This window comes from Cyanobium sp. ATX-6F1 (assembly GCF_047395825.1).
Lineage (GTDB): Bacteria > Cyanobacteriota > Cyanobacteriia > PCC-6307 > Cyanobiaceae > ATX-6F1.
This window is the reverse complement of record NZ_JBCEBF010000001.1, coordinates 1365408-1380273: the sequence shown is the minus strand read 5'-3', so window position 1 is coordinate 1380273 and position 14866 is coordinate 1365408. Positions and strand designations below refer to the sequence as shown.

The 14866-nt window shown below is 66.3% G+C and carries 13 protein-coding genes and 6 pseudogenes; 5 read left to right on the top strand and 14 right to left on the bottom strand.

Features of this window, described 5'->3' with window-relative positions; translation table 11 throughout:
- Positions 1-5 precede the first annotated feature (5 nt).
- Entirely contained in the window at positions 6-767 is a 762-nt protein-coding gene (locus AAF143_RS08015; RefSeq protein ID WP_414026759.1) for a DUF3488 domain-containing protein, read from the top strand.
- Between the two features lie 69 nt (positions 768-836).
- Here the strand turns inward: AAF143_RS08015 and AAF143_RS08010 are convergent, their stop codons facing one another.
- Positions 837-968 carry a hypothetical protein gene (locus tag AAF143_RS08010; protein ID WP_414026758.1) on the bottom strand — a complete coding sequence of 44 codons (132 nt, stop codon included), beginning with the start codon at positions 966-968 and terminating at the stop codon, positions 837-839.
- 12 nt (positions 969-980) lie between these two features.
- Between AAF143_RS08010 and AAF143_RS08005 the strand changes: the two genes are divergently transcribed.
- On the top strand, positions 981-1904 hold the full coding sequence (locus AAF143_RS08005; RefSeq protein ID WP_414026757.1) for a transglutaminase-like domain-containing protein: 924 nt from the start codon (positions 981-983) through the stop codon (positions 1902-1904).
- Positions 1905-1986: 82 nt separating this feature from the next.
- A complete protein-coding gene (locus tag AAF143_RS08000) occupies positions 1987-2691 on the top strand; it encodes a pentapeptide repeat-containing protein (RefSeq protein ID WP_414026756.1) in 705 nt (234 codons plus the stop codon).
- Positions 2692-2719: 28 nt separating this feature from the next.
- Here the strand turns inward: AAF143_RS08000 and AAF143_RS07995 are convergent, their stop codons facing one another.
- The 6 genes and pseudogenes from AAF143_RS07995 to AAF143_RS07970 form a co-directional block, all read right to left on the bottom strand.
- Positions 2720-4981: a type II secretion system protein GspD gene (locus AAF143_RS07995; RefSeq protein WP_255008015.1), complete on the bottom strand. Its 2262-nt coding sequence runs from the start codon at positions 4979-4981 to the stop codon at positions 2720-2722.
- Positions 4982-4996: 15 nt separating this feature from the next.
- The gene (locus AAF143_RS07990; protein ID WP_255008014.1) at positions 4997-5770 is read right to left on the bottom strand and encodes a hypothetical protein; all 774 of its coding nucleotides are present in this window, start codon (positions 5768-5770) and stop codon (positions 4997-4999) included.
- Positions 5767-6333, bottom strand: a complete 567-nt coding sequence (locus AAF143_RS07985; protein ID WP_414026755.1) for a PilN domain-containing protein — start codon at positions 6331-6333, stop codon at positions 5767-5769. The genes AAF143_RS07990 and AAF143_RS07985 overlap by 4 nt, the downstream gene beginning before the upstream one ends.
- Positions 6334-6472: 139 nt before the next feature.
- On the bottom strand, positions 6473-7390 hold the full coding sequence (locus tag AAF143_RS07980; protein WP_414026754.1) for a hypothetical protein: 918 nt from the start codon (positions 7388-7390) through the stop codon (positions 6473-6475).
- Positions 7391-7505: 115 nt separating this feature from the next.
- Positions 7506-8660, bottom strand: a complete 1155-nt coding sequence (locus tag AAF143_RS07975) for a quinone-dependent dihydroorotate dehydrogenase (protein ID WP_255008011.1) — start codon at positions 8658-8660, stop codon at positions 7506-7508.
- A pseudogene (locus AAF143_RS07970) lies at positions 8653-9384 on the bottom strand (ribonuclease H family protein). The gene AAF143_RS07975 and the pseudogene AAF143_RS07970 overlap by 8 nt, the downstream one beginning before the upstream one ends.
- A 44-nt stretch (positions 9385-9428) precedes the next feature.
- On the opposite strand from AAF143_RS07970, the pseudogene AAF143_RS07965 reads away from it, so the two are divergent.
- Positions 9429-9791: pseudogene (locus AAF143_RS07965) on the top strand (DUF3747 domain-containing protein); the annotation flags it as partial.
- An 80-nt stretch (positions 9792-9871) separates the two neighbouring features.
- A complete protein-coding gene (locus AAF143_RS07960; protein WP_414026753.1) occupies positions 9872-10117 on the top strand; it encodes a DUF3747 domain-containing protein in 246 nt (81 codons plus the stop codon).
- 287 nt (positions 10118-10404) lie between these two features.
- Here AAF143_RS07960 and rplL read toward each other — a convergent pair whose 3' ends face one another.
- The 7 genes and pseudogenes from rplL to AAF143_RS07925 form a co-directional block, all read right to left on the bottom strand.
- Complete coding sequence (rplL, locus tag AAF143_RS07955; protein WP_255008006.1) at positions 10405-10785, bottom strand: 50S ribosomal protein L7/L12; 381 nt, start codon at positions 10783-10785, stop codon at positions 10405-10407.
- A gap of 89 nt (positions 10786-10874) precedes the next feature.
- Positions 10875-11402 (bottom strand): 50S ribosomal protein L10, encoded by a 528-nt coding sequence (gene rplJ / locus AAF143_RS07950; RefSeq protein ID WP_255008004.1) that lies wholly within the window; start codon positions 11400-11402, stop codon positions 10875-10877.
- A gap of 216 nt (positions 11403-11618) precedes the next feature.
- The gene (gene rplA, locus AAF143_RS07945) at positions 11619-12326 is read right to left on the bottom strand and encodes a 50S ribosomal protein L1 (RefSeq protein ID WP_255008002.1); all 708 of its coding nucleotides are present in this window, start codon (positions 12324-12326) and stop codon (positions 11619-11621) included.
- Positions 12327-12427: 101 nt separating this feature from the next.
- Positions 12428-12854, bottom strand: a pseudogene (gene rplK / locus AAF143_RS07940) (50S ribosomal protein L11).
- A 121-nt stretch (positions 12855-12975) separates the two neighbouring features.
- A pseudogene (gene nusG, locus AAF143_RS07935) lies at positions 12976-13595 on the bottom strand (transcription termination/antitermination protein NusG).
- 137 nt (positions 13596-13732) lie between these two features.
- Positions 13733-13924, bottom strand: a pseudogene (gene secE / locus AAF143_RS07930) (preprotein translocase subunit SecE); the annotation flags it as partial.
- A 66-nt stretch (positions 13925-13990) separates the two neighbouring features.
- Positions 13991-14853 (bottom strand): annotated as a pseudogene (locus tag AAF143_RS07925) (AAA family ATPase).
- Positions 14854-14866 lie beyond the last annotated feature (13 nt).

Below are 14866 nucleotides of genomic sequence, written 5' to 3'. Positions count from 1 at the left end.
CCGCGATGAGTCAGGCGCGCACCACCCTCAGCCCCCGGGCGGTTCGGCTGCAGCAGGTCGTCCTCGGCAGCCTGGCGCTGCAACTGCTTGGCAGCGACAGCCGCCATCCCCTGTTCTGGGGAGTGGTGGTGCTGGTGGTGCTGGCGGCCCTGAAGCTCTGGGAGGCGCGCCGGCCCTCGGATCTGCAGCGCAGCGCCCTCACCCAGCTGCTGGCCGTGGGGGTGCTGGCGGTGATCAACCCCGGCCTGGCGCCAAGCCTGGTGCAGGGGGCCACGGCGCTGGTGGCGATCATCGCCATTGTCTTTCAGGAATTAGGCGAGCTGCCGCCGGTGCGGCGGGTGCTGGAGCAGACCCTGCGGCTGCTCGGGGCCTCGATCCCGCTGATGCTGCTGCTGTTCCTGCTGCTGCCACGGCTCGGCCCGCTCTGGCAGTTGCCCCAGAACCAGGCCGGGCGCACCGGCCTCTCCGACCAACTCAACCCCGGGGGCCTCAGCTCCCTGGTGCGCGATGCCTCGCCGGCCCTGCGGGTGAGCTTCGGCAAGGACCCGCCGCCCCCACCCAGCCAGCGCTACTGGCGGGTGCTGGTGCTCGAGGCCTTCGATGGACGCGGCTGGGGTGTCTCCCAACGGGTCCCGGCGGCTGCAGCGACCGCCACCGATCCACCACCACCCCCAACAACGAAACCCGAGCCAGGGGGCCAGCCAGCTGTGGTTGCTGGAGCCCTGGCCTTTGACCCAGCTGCCCTGGTCAGGGCAGGGGTTACCTGAATCAGCCGAGCTGCGCACCAGCGACCAGGGGGTGCTGCGCAGCCAACGCCTGATCGGCGATCGGCCGGTTTACACCCTCACCCACACAGAGCGCATCGGCTCCTGGAGCCTGGTGCCGCCCACGGCCAGGCAGCTGGCGTTGCCCATCGGCAGCAACCCGCGCCTGGAGGCCCTGGGCCAGTCCTGGGGCAGCCTGGCCACCCCCTGGAGCGGGTGCAAGCCGCCCAGCGCTGGTTCAAGCAACGGCCCTTCCGCTACACGCTCGAACCAGGCCCCCTGCCGCAGCTGGCGCCCATGGATGCCTTTCTGTTTCAGACCCAGAAGGGCTTCTGCGAGCACTACGCCTCCAGCTTCACGGCCCTGATGCGGGCCGCCGGCGTGCCCGCGCGGGTGGTGGTGGGGTACCAGGGGGGCGACTGGGTGGGGGCGGCCACGGGCGGCGATGGCTACCTGGATGTGCGCCAGAGCGATGCCCACTCCTGGAGTGAGGTGTGGCTGGGGGCCAGCGGCTGGCTGCGCGTGGATCCCACCGGCTGGGTGGATCCGGCCCGGATCGAGCGGGGCCTGGCGGGGAGCCTGGCGGACCGCCCGGGGGAACTGGCGCTGCTGAAGATCGGTCCGGCCTGGTTGCGGCAACTGGGCCAGCGCTGGGGGGGCCTGGACCTGCTCTGGACCCGCTGGATGCTGGGCTTCGACGGCCCCGCCCAGCAGGCCTGGCTGGGCCAGTGGATGGGGCCCTGGAAAGACTGGCAGGGGCTGCTGCTGGTGCTGACCATGGCCGGGACGATCACTGTGGCCCTGGGTCTGATGCAGCTGCTCGATCACTGGCGAAGGCGTCCGGGCGATCGCCTCAGGCGCCAGCTGGAGCGCAGCCTCAGGCCCCTGCGCCGCGTGGGCCTGGAGCCCCTTCCCGGGGAGAGCCTGGACGCGTTCTGCCGGCGGGTGAGGGAGATCCATCCGAGCCTCAGCGCACCCTTGCAGCAGCTCGAGCATCACTACAGCCAGCGGCGTTTCGCGCGCCAAGCCCCGCCGCTAGCGGTTCTCCCCTGGCGGCAGCCAGGCCACGACCTGGCAACGGCCATTCGACGCCTGGAGCTGCCATGGTTAGAACTCAGGCAGCATCCACGGCAGCAATGAACAAGGTTGTCCCTCTGATCAGCCTGGCCCTGCTGGGGGCCTGACCGCTGGTCCCGGCCAGGCAGCCGATCAGACCCAACTGATGCGGCTGCTCGAGAGCCGGCGCTGTGTGGGCTGCAAGCTCCAGGACGCCGATCTGGTGCGGGCGGATCTACGCGATGGCGATCTGCGCAAGGCCCGGCTGCAGCGGGCGAATCTGAGTGGCGCGCGACTTGATGGGGCCAACCTGAGCGGCGCCGATCTGAGCTTCACGAGCCTGTCCGGCGCGAGCCTGCGCGGGGCCGACTTGCGCGGTGCCCTGCTGCAGGGCACCGATCTTCGCGAAGCCGATCTCAGTGAGGCCCTGCTCGACACCGACGCCCTGAGCCGCAGCCACTGGGAGAAGGCGGTGGGTGTGTCGACCACCTTCCAGAGTTACGCCTCTCTCCATAACGCCGGAGCCGACGCCGCCACCCAGGGGCGCTATCCAGAGGCCGAAAAATTCTTTGGTGACGCGATTCGCAAACAACCCGATGCGGCGATGAGCTGGGTCGCCCGGGGCATCAGCCGCACGGAACTGGGCAAGAATGCTCTAGCCGCCCAGGATTTCGCCTACGCCGCCTCGCTATTCGAGCAATCGGGCCAGCCGGAACCGGCCCTACAGCTCAAGAAGGCCTCCGAGCAGCTCCTGGCCCCCGAGAAAAAGAAGGACGCCGGCAATGGCATGGGCTCCCAGCTGCTGAGCGGGGTGATGTCAGCATTCAGTTACCTCGCCCCGCTGGCGGCCAAGGCGTTCATGGCGTTTTAGGAAAGAGCCCTGGCCTATGGCCTGGGCTCTACATCTGGGATCCGACAAACTGCCTGGCGTCTTTGGTAGAAGGGTTATAGCCGTAGCCATAGGTGCCGCCTTCGGTGTCGTTGATGATCTTCGGGGTCACCAGGATCACCAGCTCACGCTTCTTGCGGCCACCGTTGGAGCTACGGAAGAACTGCCCAATCAACGGGATGTCACCAAGAATGGGCCATTTGCTGACGAGTTGTGTATCAGAGTCGGAAATGACACCCGTAAGGATCAGTGTCTGCCCATCTCGAACCCGGGCACTACCCGTATCCAATCTACGGATCGAAAGAATATCGATCAACCCACAGCCGGCAACGTTCTGCTGTCGTGTGGTGGCAGAAATCTGAGGGGAAAGCGTGAAAGTGACAAAGCCATTGTCATCAATCTTCGAGACCCGAGCGCCAAAGGTGAGACCCGCGATGCCAAACTCAGGTTCACAGGAGTTGCCGTTGCCTTGGGTGCCGGTTGTCACCGTGTAATTCGTGATTACCTGCTCTCCAACGGTCACATAGGACTCGTTCGAGCGCGGACGGCCAATGGTCGCACCTCCTGTGGTACCGGAGAGGCCACTGCCACTGGAGCTGGAGCTGCTAGATGAACCTCCGGCAGTGGCCAAGGCCGCCGAAACCTCAGCACCGCCTTTGATTTCGTCCTGATTCTCACTGAGGATCAGGGTTGGGCTAGCTAGAACTTTGGTGCTTCGTGCTGTGATTGTGGCATTCACAAAATCAAAGAAGTTGTCCCTTGGATACTGGAGGCCAGGATTAGGAGGGGCTCCTGCGGTGGCAAAAGCGCGCGGTGCATCGAAAGCGCTAAGTCCAAGCGCCGTACTTGGAGGGAGAAGCCGACCAAACGCCCCAAGCATCTGGCCATTGTCATTGACGATAAAATTGTTCCCGTAGCGGAAAGCAAAGCTATTGGAAATAGTAGCGTCGTTATCCAGTGTGACATCCAGGATCTTGACGGACAGCGCCACCTGCCGCTGACGCAGATCCAACTGCCTGAGGTAATTCTCAGCAATGGCCACGACACCAGAATCACCGATCAAAGTGATCGTGCCCAAGCGCGAATCCGTCGTGCCGATCAAACCACGGAGGGGGCCGCTGCCTGCCCCGTAAGACTCAACCGTCTGCTGGGAAGAGGTGGTGGTCTGTGAGGTGGCCGAGCCTCCGGCCACCTGGTTGGCTTGGTCCACGCCCTGGGCCACCGCCGTGGTCACCGTGGTGACTTTGGTGACAGTGGCACCAAGACTGGCGAGGTAATTCGCCGCCGATGCTGAAGACGCCTGATTCAGGCGATAGATCTTCGAAATCTGCGATCCGAAGGATTTACCGGATACATTCGGTCCAGCAACAATCATGCTGCCTTCGAGCTTGCCTTGGAGGCCAGCGGCGAGGAGCACAGAATTCAATGCTCTGGGATAGCTTTCATTGCGGAAGGCAATCGATACAGCGCGCGAAGGGGCTGGCGCTCCCCCTGCCTGGGCATCATCCACGAAGACGAAGCCGTAATTGCCCATCTGGGCCAGAGCCATCAGGGCATCCTTGGCCGGTGCGTTGCGCAGGGTGAGGGTGACACGGGGGCCGCTCACATTCACGAAGCTGCGGTTGCGCAGCACCATGCTTCCCACGGCCATGTCCCCGAGCGGCGGGGCCACGGCCCTTGGCTGCAGAGGGGGAGCAAACACGCTCTGGGGCACCCGGCCAGGGGCATTGAGATCAAGCCGTCCGCTGACCGTGGTCGCCTGGGCATTGGCCGAGAACGACAGGATCAGGTTCCGGCCATCGGCGCTCACCAGCGGCCGGGCTAGGGGCGCCCCGCCCATGGGCTTGACCTGGATCTGATAGCTGCCCCCCGATCCCTGCAGGGTGATCGATTCGATCCCCGCTTCCGGCAGAGCCAAGCGCTGGGAGCCGGCCCCCAGACGCAGGGGCTGACTGGTGGCCAACTGACCGAACCAGAGGCCGCCGCTGTTGGACTGCTGCAGCACCGGCGCCGGGCCCGTGCCTTCGATCATCACCTCAACCGAATCGCTCAGCCGCCGAGCCTTGAGCACCAGGCCTTCGGCTGCCGGCTGGGACTGAACGGAGAGCGGCACCGCCTGGGCCAGGGCAGCCCCACCGGGGGCTCCCAACTGAAGAACGGGCAAGGCAGTGGCCGCCGCCCAGATAAACAAGCGCTTACTACCCACAGTGACCACCACCCTGACGACATCCATAACCTGCGGATCGTAACGCTGAACTGACGGAAGAACCATGGCAAGAGCAGTAATTCAAGGCTTTTTCGCCCCCGAGGGCGCAGGAGCTTTGGAATAAAGCGCCACATTCAACTTCAACACCGTGCGAGGAGCGGGTGGCTGGATCACAAGGGTGGAACCTGGCACGGGCGTCGGCCCTTGCTTGACATCCTCAAGCCCCAGAACGAGATCGCTCTGCACCACCAAGAGGCTCAAGCTTTCAAGCCGGCGCAGGAAGGCCAACACCTGCGGATAGCGTCCCCGTGCCCCAATCAACACCGAGGTTTTCTGCATCCCCGGTGCCAACAGTGGATCCACTGGAACGGCGGGCTGGGCCGCTTGATCCGCTGGCGCCCCCTTCGCCGGTGGGGCTGCAGGTGCCGGGGGCGCTGCAGGTGCCGGGGGCGCAGCGCCTGGGGGTGGCGCAACAGCCACCAGTGGTTCATAGGCATCCAGTTGCACACCGGTGCGCAATCCTTCGGCGCTGAGTTGGGCCAAGAAGGTTTTCATGCTGCCGCTGCCAGCGATCAAAGCAAGAAGTTTGGCCCTGAGATTGAGTGCCTCGGTTTCATTGGTCTGCTGCACCGCCAGTTGGTTGCGCAGCAGCGGCAGGGTGGCCTCCTGCTGGCGAAGATCGTCGACTTGCTTTTGAACCTTGTCGACTTGTTGTACGAGCGGCACGACCGCGAAGCCAACGAAGGTCAGGGCGATCACCCCACCGATCACGGCCGGCACACCGACGAGCATCCGCTCGCGGGTGAAAAAGCCCGTGAGCCCTGGACTGGAAGCTTGGGCCTGAAGATTGGTCATGGGAGCACCCCCGCACGGCGAAGAACGATCAACCGCTGAGCCATGCCTTCGGCCCCCAGGCGCTGCAGCTCCGCCAAGTTGGCGGACTGGGCTGCGGGACTGAACTCCACCTTCATCTCGAAGGTCACCTGGGTGGCAGGGGCGGCCCCAGGTTGGGCCTGAACTGGAGACTTCTCGCGACTGACCTTGACAACTTCCGCGGTAGAGGCATCGAACAAGGGAGAATTGGCAAGCTGCAGCTGCAGAGCATTGATGCGGCGGAACGCCTGCGGATCAGCCGCAAGGCCCTTGAGGGTGAGGGTGTTGCCCTGCACATCGCCGTTGGTGAGTTGAATTCCGGCGGGGTTGATCAAGGACAGCTGGGTGAGCAGCGCCGAGCCCGAACGCACCGCCAATAGGCCCTCAACCAGGCCCTTGTTGACGGCCTTCAATTTGATGACACGCCCGATCGAGGCCTCAAGCTCACCCTTCAGCGCCTTCACCTGCACCGGGACATCGGCTAGAGAGGCCACCTCGGTGTCCAACACCTGCAACCGGAAGCGGAATCCCAGCCAAACCAGCAAGGACAGAAGCACCAGGGCGGCCCCGGCGAGACCCCCATAAGGAGCAGCCTTGAAGAATCGGTGGGGGCCGCCGGTCGCTCGGGCAGCCCCAGTTCAAGGCGCCGTTGGCGCAGCAGATCGACCGAGCCTGGAGATCGGGTCATGGCTTGAGCGCCTCCTGGAGCAGACCCGCCACCCGCAGCAACTGGCCACCGGACGGCGTGCCCGTTTCGCCCGCATCAGCCGGTGGATCGATCCATCCAAGCCTGTAGGCATCGATCTGCTCCACGCTCCAGCCCTCCGGTTGACTGAATAGATCGAGCAGATCCTGGCGCTCCGCGTAGGTTCCCACAAGCCCCACCCGCACGGACGTCACCGCGGCATCCTGCTCACGCCAGTAGCGAACGATGCCCTCGACCTTCTGCACCAACTCCTGGTTGAGATCCAGCTGCACCGGACGGCCCGCCGCCGGCAACGCCTGCTCGAACTCCGGCACCCCATGGCGGTAAAGCACCAAGCGGCTGCCTCCCTCATTGAGTTCCACCTGGACAAACAAGGCTCCGCTGGGCAGGTCGCTGAGCAAGGGTTCCAGGGCCCTCCATTCACTCAGCTGCGCCGATTCCAAGTGCTCCAACTCCACGCCCGCCAGGGAGAAGATTTCGATCCAGGACTGAACGGCGGCACGGCGGACAGTCACCAAGAGCGAGGTGGCCGGCTCGCTGGACTGTTTGCGCGGCAGGGGCAACAGCGTGACATAGGCGGCCGTGAGGGGGTAGGGCAAGCCGAGATCGGGATTGAGTGTCTCCAGTTCCTTCTCAGGATTCGCCGGCCAGCCCGGTGTGGTCCACTGCACCATCCGCCACTGGGTGGCCTGGTGGGGGAGCGTGGCGACCACCCGAGCTCCCGTGAGGCCATGCTCGAGCAACAGATCACCCATCAGGTCGCCGATCGCCTCCGTGCGGCGCGGTTCGCCGGCCACGATCGAGCCGGCGGGCAGCGGCACCCGCTGCAGAAAAGTGGCCCGCCGCTGCTGGCTGCCGGAGGGGAAAGCGGACAGTGTCAGCCAGCGATCCTCCACCTCCAGCAGGACCCGAGGCGGAAAGAGCCAAGCCTTCAGAGGCTTGAGTCGATTCTGTACACCGGAGAGCACCAAAACCGCAGGTGGTCAAAGTTCTCCAAAGGGTACCGGTAGTTCAGCGCCAGGGAACCCCACAACCGACCGCTTCACCAATCTCGCGGAATCCGTGGCGATCAAGCTGTGCTGAGAGGCCCTCAAGAATCGCCGGCACCAAGGCCGGTCCCTGGTAGATCCAGCCCGTGTAGAGCTGCACCAGGGAGGCTCCGGCGGTGATGCGCTCCCAGGCAGCCTCTGGCGTATCGATGCCGCCCACACCGATCAAAGGCAACGACGGCCCCGCTGTGGCCCTAAGCCGCCGGATCACCTCCAGGGCTCGAGCCCGCAGGGGAGCACCGCTCAGTCCCCCCGCCTCCTCCGCCAGGCTGCGGCCGCTCTGGGCGAGTCGCCGCTGCTCCAGACCCAGCCGGTTGAGGCTGGTGTTGACCGCGATCACTCCGGCCAGGCCCTCCTCGTAGGCCAGGCGGGCGATGGCGTCGATGGCGTCATCCTCCAGATCAGGGGCGATCTTCACCAGCAGGGGCGGGCAGGCGGGCAGCCGCCGCAGCCGCTCCACCAGACGCCGCAGCTGCACCTCCTCCTGCAGCTCCCTCAATCCCGGTGTGTTCGGCGAACTGACGTTGATCACCGCGTAGTCCGCCAGGGGCGAGAGCAGCTCCAGGGTGGAGGCGTAATCATCGGGAGCCAGCTCCAGGGAGGTGGCCCGGGACTTGCCCAGGTTGATCCCCAGCACCGCCGGACGCTGGCCTGCCGGGGGCAGCTGCTGGCGCTCGAGCGTGCGGCGCACGGCCTCGGCGCCGATGTTGTTGAAGCCCATGCGGTTGAGGGCGGCCCGCTCGGCGGCCAGCCGGAACAGCCGGGGCCGGGGATTGCCGGCCTGGGCCTGCCAGGTGACCGTGCCCAGCTCGGCGAATCCGAAACCGAACACATGCCAGATCGCCGCGGCCACGCCGTTCTTGTCGAAACCGGCCGCCAGCCCCACCGGGTTGGCGAAACGACAGCCGAACAGGGTCTGCTCCAGCCGGGGATCGCGGCGCTGGAGCTCCGCCGCAAGCCCCGCCAGGCTGCCCGCCACGATCGGCCATTGGCGCCGCAGGGCCGCCTGGCCAAGGGCCGCCAGGGTGATCACGCTCAACTGTTCGGCGTCGGCGCCCCCATCGCGGGCCAGGAGCGGGCCGACCCAGCGGCGGTAGAGCGGCATCGGCTCAGCCATCGGCCACCTCCCGCACCAGCCGCCAACGGCCTTCAGCCTCGGGCCGCACCTGCCAATCGCGCCAGCGCCAGGACCGCTGTCGGTCCTGCACCTTGGCCAGCGGCTGTTCCACCAGCTGGGCCAGCTCCACGGCGCTCAGGCCGTAGCCCCCCGCGCCAGTCGATCGGCCAGCTCAAGCCGATTGAGCAGCGCCTGCAGGGGCGCCGGAGCAAGGTCCTCGATGGGCGCGGGGGGCCTTCGGCCGCAGGAGCCGAACCCGCCAGGGCCGGCCGCCCCCGCGGGAGTAGGCCACGGCGATGGCGTCGCAGCGGTCGTTGTCGGGGTCGCCACTGTGGCCCTTGACATGGACGAAGGGCACATCGGCCAGGCGGGCCCGGTCGAGGGCCTCCCAGAGCTCGCGGTTGAGCACGGCGCCCCCGGAGGCGGTGCGCCAGCCCTTGCGCTTCCAACCGGCCATCCACTTGCTGAAGCCATCGATCAGATAACGGCTGTCGGTGCGGATCGCCAGCGCGGGGTGCCGGGGCAGATCGGCGAGGGTTTCCAGCAACGCCAGGGCCGCGGTGAGCTCCATGCGGTTGTTGGTGGTGGCCGGCTCCCAACCGCCGAACTCCCGCACGGTGCCATCTTCAAAGCGCAGCAACGCTCCCCAGCCGCCGGGGCCAGGGTTGCCGCTGCAGGCACCGTCGCAGGAGGCGGTCACCACACGCCCTGCCTCAGTGGCCACTGGGCCGGGGCGGGGAAGTTCGGTAGAACGCAGTTCCGATCTCGATGAGAGGCGTCCGTCGCATGCAGCGAACCTACCTCGCAGCCCTTGGCCTCGGTGCACTTCTGGCCAGCGGATCGGCGCTGGCCCCCACGCCGCTTGCGCCCCTGCAGGCGGCCCGGGCCGCCACCCTGTTTGAAAGCCGGCCGGTGGAGGCCTCCCGGTTTGTGATCCTGGCCAAACCCGTGGCCCGATCCGACTGGAGTCTGATCGTGCTGGAGCAGCTGCAGCCCGCCCCCGCCTGCTGGCAGCAGCGGTCGGATGGTCTGATCGACGCAGCCCTCACCCGTTTTGACTACACCGGCATCTGCAGCCGCTACATCGACAGCAACGGCTATTCCCTGCGGGTGAACGGCGTGGACCTGGCGAGCCGCTACCGGCTGCTGCTCCGCCAGCGGGGCCAGGAACTGCAGCTGCTCGGGTCCTCCCCGATAACAGCAATGATCTGGTGCTGGGCCGTGGCTCGGTGCAGCGCCGGGACCGGGACGGCTTCGTGGCGATGTCACTGGAGCCCGGCTGGCAGCTGCGCCGCCGGGTCTACGGGGGCCAGACCCTCAGCCACATGTACTTCGCCAGCGACGGCAGCCTCAGCCAACTCTCCAGGCCTGCGGAGACGGCCACAGCCTTGAGCCCGGGCCGAGCGGGCTACGGCAGTGGACCGATCAGCCTGCGGGTGATCCCCTTCCGGCCGTGAGCCCCTCCAGGAGTGCGGACAGTTGCCATAGCGTCCGCCCCAGGTGGGCGCCCCCATCCCCTCTCGGTAAGGTCTGTGCGTGTGAGGAGTGCGGAACGCTCTCCCGGGGTCGAAACGAGGAAAGACTCCCAGGATCGTTCCAATCTCAGAGCCCTGCCTTCGGCGGGGCTTTTTTTGTCTGCGCACTGGAGCAGTGGGGCGGCGGGCCATGAAAAAGCCGGCCCCGCAGGGCCGGCGAAGGCAACCAGAAGAGCTGACGGGGGCGAAGGCCCCCGCCGGGCCGGAGATCACTTGATGGTGACCTTGCCGCCGACTTCTTCCACGGCCTTCTTGATCGTTTCGGCGTCGCCCTTGGCGATGCCTTCCTTGATCGGAGTGGGAGCGGCTTCCACGAGGGCCTTGGCTTCGCCCAGGCCGAGGCCGGTGGCCTCGCGGACGGCCTTGAGGACCTTGATCTTGGCGGCGGGGTCGAAGCCGTCGAGGATCACGTCAAATTCGGTCTGCTCTTCGACGGGCTCGGCAACGGCGGCGGCAGCCACCACGACCGCACCGGCGGAGGGGGCTGCGGAGACGCCGAAGGCCTCTTCGATCTGCTTGACGAGCTCAGAGGCCTCCAGCAGGGAGAGCGCCTTGAGCGATTCGAGAATGGTGTCGGTTTTTGGGGACATGGTTAGGGGGATCAGCAACAGATCTGTTGGGGAACAGGGGGATCGGTCGAACTCTTGGGGCCCGGCCCGGCGAGAGCCGGAGCCAGGATTCAGCTGTCGCCGGATTCGGCGTGGGCCTTCAGCGCCCGGGCAAGACCGGCCGGAACCTCGTTGATGCCCACAGCCACCTTGGCGGCCACGGCGTTGATCGCACCTGCGATCTGAGCCAGCAGCGCCTCCTTGGAAGGCAGCTCACCAATGGCCTGAACATCGGACTGGGAAAGGAGTTTGCCCTCGTAGAGGCCTCCTTTGACTTCCGATTTCTTCGTGTCCTTCTGGAAGGACTGAACGGCCTTGACGGCACCGCCGACATCGCCCTTGATCAGGACGAAGGCATTGGTGCCCGTGAGCAGGGAATCGAGTTCCGACCAAACAGCGTCACCATCAATGGCACGGCGGATCAAGGTGTTTTTGGTCACCTTGCAAATGCCGTTGCTGGCCTGCAGACGGGTCCGCAGATCAGACATCTCCTTGATGGTCAGGCCCTTGTAATCAAGAACCAGCGCCATGTCGGCCTCACCGAGGAGCCCTTTGAGCTCTTCGACGATCTGTTGCTTGCTCTCCAGCGTGCGGCCCATAGGTGTGGAACGGATCGGGGGAACAAGCTGGGCACGCGGCCATGGGAACCTCCCTTGGAAGGGAAGCGAGGCCGCGTGATGATCCGCCCCATGGGGGAAAAACCTTCGCGTGCACCTCGGCAGGATTTAAGGGAAACCTGCTGTCTTGGGTCGGGCGCGTGCCCGTTTCTGGCCTGAGCCAGTTGATCACCCTACAGGGTGACGTACCCGGGCCAATCAGCTCTCCTGCTTGATCTCCTGCAGGAGGGCGACGTCCACCTGCACCGAGGGGCCCATGGTGGAGGAGAGGTAAAGGCTCTTCCAGTAGCGGCCCTTGGCACCGCTGGGTTTCTGGCGATCAATCGTTTCCTGCAGGGCCTTGAGGTTCTCCAGCAGTTTCTCAACGCTGAAGCTGGCCTTGCCGAAGCGCACGTGCACGATGCCGGTGCGATCGGCGCGGAATTCCAGCTTGCCCGCCTTGAATTCTTTGATCGCTCCGGCCAGGTCAGTGGCCACGGTGCCGGCCTTCGGGTTCGGCATCAGACCCCGGGGGCCGAGGACACGGCCGAGCTTGGCCACCTTGGGCATCATGTCCGGGGTGGCGATCAGCAGGTCAAAGTCCATCTGGCCGGCGGCGATGGCGTCCACGAGTTCGTCGTCACCGGCGAGGTCGGCGCCGGCCGCCTTGGCCTCGGCCACCTTCTCACCGCGGGCGATCACGGCGATGCGAATGTTCTGGCCGGTGCCGTTCGGCAGCGCCACGGTGGTGCGCAGCTGCTGGTCGGTGTACTTGGGATCGATGCCCAGGCGCACGTGGGCTTCGATCGTTTCGTCGAACTTGGCGGTGGCGGTGTCTTTCACCAGTTGCACCGCCTCCTCGGGGGTGTAGACGCGGTCTTCGACCTGGGCGTGGAGCGCGGACAGTCGCTTGGAGATCTTTGGCATGGCAGGTGGTGGGGTGCAATCGACCGTTGGGCGGTCTCCCCCGGTGAGGTGGATGAAAGGAACGTTGAAGATCGGGCGGGCCGGAGCTCGCCGGATCAGGCTCAGTCGCTGATGGCGACGCCCATGTTGCGGGCGGTGCCTTCGATGATGCGCTGGGCGGACTCGAGGCTGGAGGTGTTGAGATCGGGCAGTTTGGTGCGGGCGATCTCCTCGAGCTGGGCGCGGCTGATGGCACCCACGGAACCCTTGGCGGAGGTGGCGGCACCCTTCTCGATGCCGGCCGCCTTGGAGATCAAGACGGAGGCGGGCGGGGTCTTGGTGATGAAGGTGGAAGCTGCGGTCTTCGAAGACCGAGATCTCCACCGGAATCACATAGCCGGCCTTGTCCTGGGTGCGGGCGTTGTACTCCTTGCAGAACGCCATGATGTTGACCCCGTGCTGGCCGAGGGCAGGGCCCACGGGCGGTGCGGGGTTGGCTTTGCCGGCATTGAGGGCCAGCTTGATCACGGCTACGACTTTCTTGGCCATCGGCTGGGCTGGGGAACGGGGACTTCCCTAGGGGGACGTCGGGACGGTCTGCGGATCGCCGACCCGAAGGGAACGGCGTGCGATGGACGGCCACCCTCCGCAGGGAGGCGGCCGCTGGGCTTCAGCTCTGTTTGCTGATCTGGGCGAACTCCAGCTCGACCGGGGTTTCCCGGCCGAAGATCGAGAGCAGGGCCTTGAGCTTGCTGCGCTCACCGGAGACTTCGATCACCTCGCCCTGGAAGTCCTTGAACGGACCGGCGGTGACGAGAATCTGGTCGCCCTCGGTGAGGTCGAACTTGACCACGGCCTTCTTCTCGGCGGCGCGCTTGAAGATGCGGTCCACCTCCGTGCGGCTCAGGGGGCGGGGCTTGATGTGGCCGCGCACCCGGCCCGTGGCGCGCCGCTCCTCGGCCCCCACGAAATTGATCACGTTGGGGTGCTGCGCACCGCCATCATCGTGTCCTCGTCGAGGACCATGCGCACCAGCACGTAGCCGGGGAACACCTTTTCCTCGGTGCTCTGGCGGTTGCCGTCCTTCTTGATCTTGATGGCCGGGGTCTGGGGAATCTCGATCTCCAGGATGCGGCTGTCCACGCCGAGGGTGACGGCCCGCTGCTCCAGGGTGGCCTTGACCTTCTTCTCGCAGCTGGAGGCCACCTGGACCGCATACCAGCGCGCCACGGTCTTCTTGCCCTCGGAGGCCCCTTCGCCGGCCCCATCACCGGAAGGCGCTTCGCTCAGGTCGATCAGTTGGCCCGGCGAGGCGATCTCCTCGAAGGGCTCATCGCCGGCGGAGAGATCAGAGGTGGCGAGTTGGGCTTCGGACACGGAGTTCAGAACGGGGAGGCGCAGCGGGAAGGGGACAGCGGGCGAGGCGATCAGCGGAAGATCTGGGTGGACCCCCAACCGAAGAAGCGATCAACGGCGGCGATCGCGGCCGCCGAAAGGCTGACCATCAAGATCACGGCCACCGACTCGCTGAACAGCTGTTGGCGGCTGGGCCAGACCACCTTGCGCAACTCCTCCACAGTGGCGGCGGCGAAACCGCCGGAATCGGCCGGCGCCGCTGGCGCGGCGGGGTTTTGGCCGTGTCTTCGGGCGTTTGGAGGGTCACAGGCGCTGGCGCACCGGTGCGATCAGTCGTACCGGCAAACGATCACCCTACCGGACGTCCTCACGCTCTGGCCCCAGGGGATGAAACACAGCGGCTCCGCCGGGTCAGCGGATGCCTGCACCCGAACGCCCCTGGCGCCGCTGAAGGTCTCGGCCAGCAGGGCCGTGGCCAGCGGGTTCTCAATCTGACGGCGCAGCAGGCGCCTCAGGGGCCTGGCCCCGTACTCGGGCTCGTAACCCTGGGCGGCCAGGCGGGCCACCAGGGACTCGTCCACCTGCAACTCCAGTCCCTGGTCCGCCAGCAACTGAGCCAGCTCCGCCAACTGCAGGCGCACGATCCGCTGCAGATCTTCGGGCCGCAGGGGTCGGAAACGAATCACCTCATCAATGCGGTTGAGGAACTCCGGCCGGAACTGATCGGCTAGGGCCCGCTCCACGGCGGCATCGAGGGCGGCCCCGTCGCCGCTGCGCCCGAATTCGAGAATCGCCCGACTGGCCAGGTTGCTGGTCATCACCACCACCGTGTGGCGGAAATCGACCGTGCGGCCCTGGGAATCGGTCAGGCGGCCGTCGTCGAGCACCTGCAGCAGCACGTTGAACACGTCCGGGTGGGCCTTCTCCACCTCATCGAGCAGCAGCACCGCATAGGGACGCTGGCGCACCGCCTCGGTGAGCTGCCCCCCTCCTCGTAACCCACATAGCCCGGCGGCGCCCCCAGCAGGCGGGCCACGGCGTTGCGCTCCATGTACTCGCTCATGTCGAGCCGCACCAGGGCCTCGGTCTCATCGAACAGGGCCGCCGCCAGGGACTTGGCCAGTTCGGTCTTGCCCACGCCGGTGGGCCCGAGGAACAGAAACGAGCCCACGGGCCGGCGGGGGTCCTGCATGCCGGCCCGGGCG

Bases quoted from the DNA above. Each gene is read 5' to 3' on its own strand.
- AAF143_RS08015 (WP_414026759.1), top strand. From the start codon at position 6: ATGAGTCAGGCGCGCACCACCCTCAGCCCCCGGGCGGTTCGGCTGCAG.
- AAF143_RS08000 (WP_414026756.1), top strand. From the start codon at position 1,987: ATGCGGCTGCTCGAGAGCCGGCGCTGTGTGGGCTGCAAGCTCCAGGAC.
- AAF143_RS07995 (WP_255008015.1), bottom strand. From the start codon at position 4,981: ATGGTTCTTCCGTCAGTTCAGCGTTACGATCCGCAGGTTATGGATGTC.
- AAF143_RS07990 (WP_255008014.1), bottom strand. From the start codon at position 5,770: ATGACCAATCTTCAGGCCCAAGCTTCCAGTCCAGGGCTCACGGGCTTT.
- AAF143_RS07975 (WP_255008011.1), bottom strand. From the start codon at position 8,660: ATGGCTGAGCCGATGCCGCTCTACCGCCGCTGGGTCGGCCCGCTCCTG.
- rplL (WP_255008006.1), bottom strand. From the start codon at position 10,785: ATGTCCCCAAAAACCGACACCATTCTCGAATCGCTCAAGGCGCTCTCC.
- rplJ (WP_255008004.1), bottom strand. From the start codon at position 11,402: ATGGGCCGCACGCTGGAGAGCAAGCAACAGATCGTCGAAGAGCTCAAA.
- rplA (WP_255008002.1), bottom strand. From the start codon at position 12,326: ATGCCAAAGATCTCCAAGCGACTGTCCGCGCTCCACGCCCAGGTCGAA.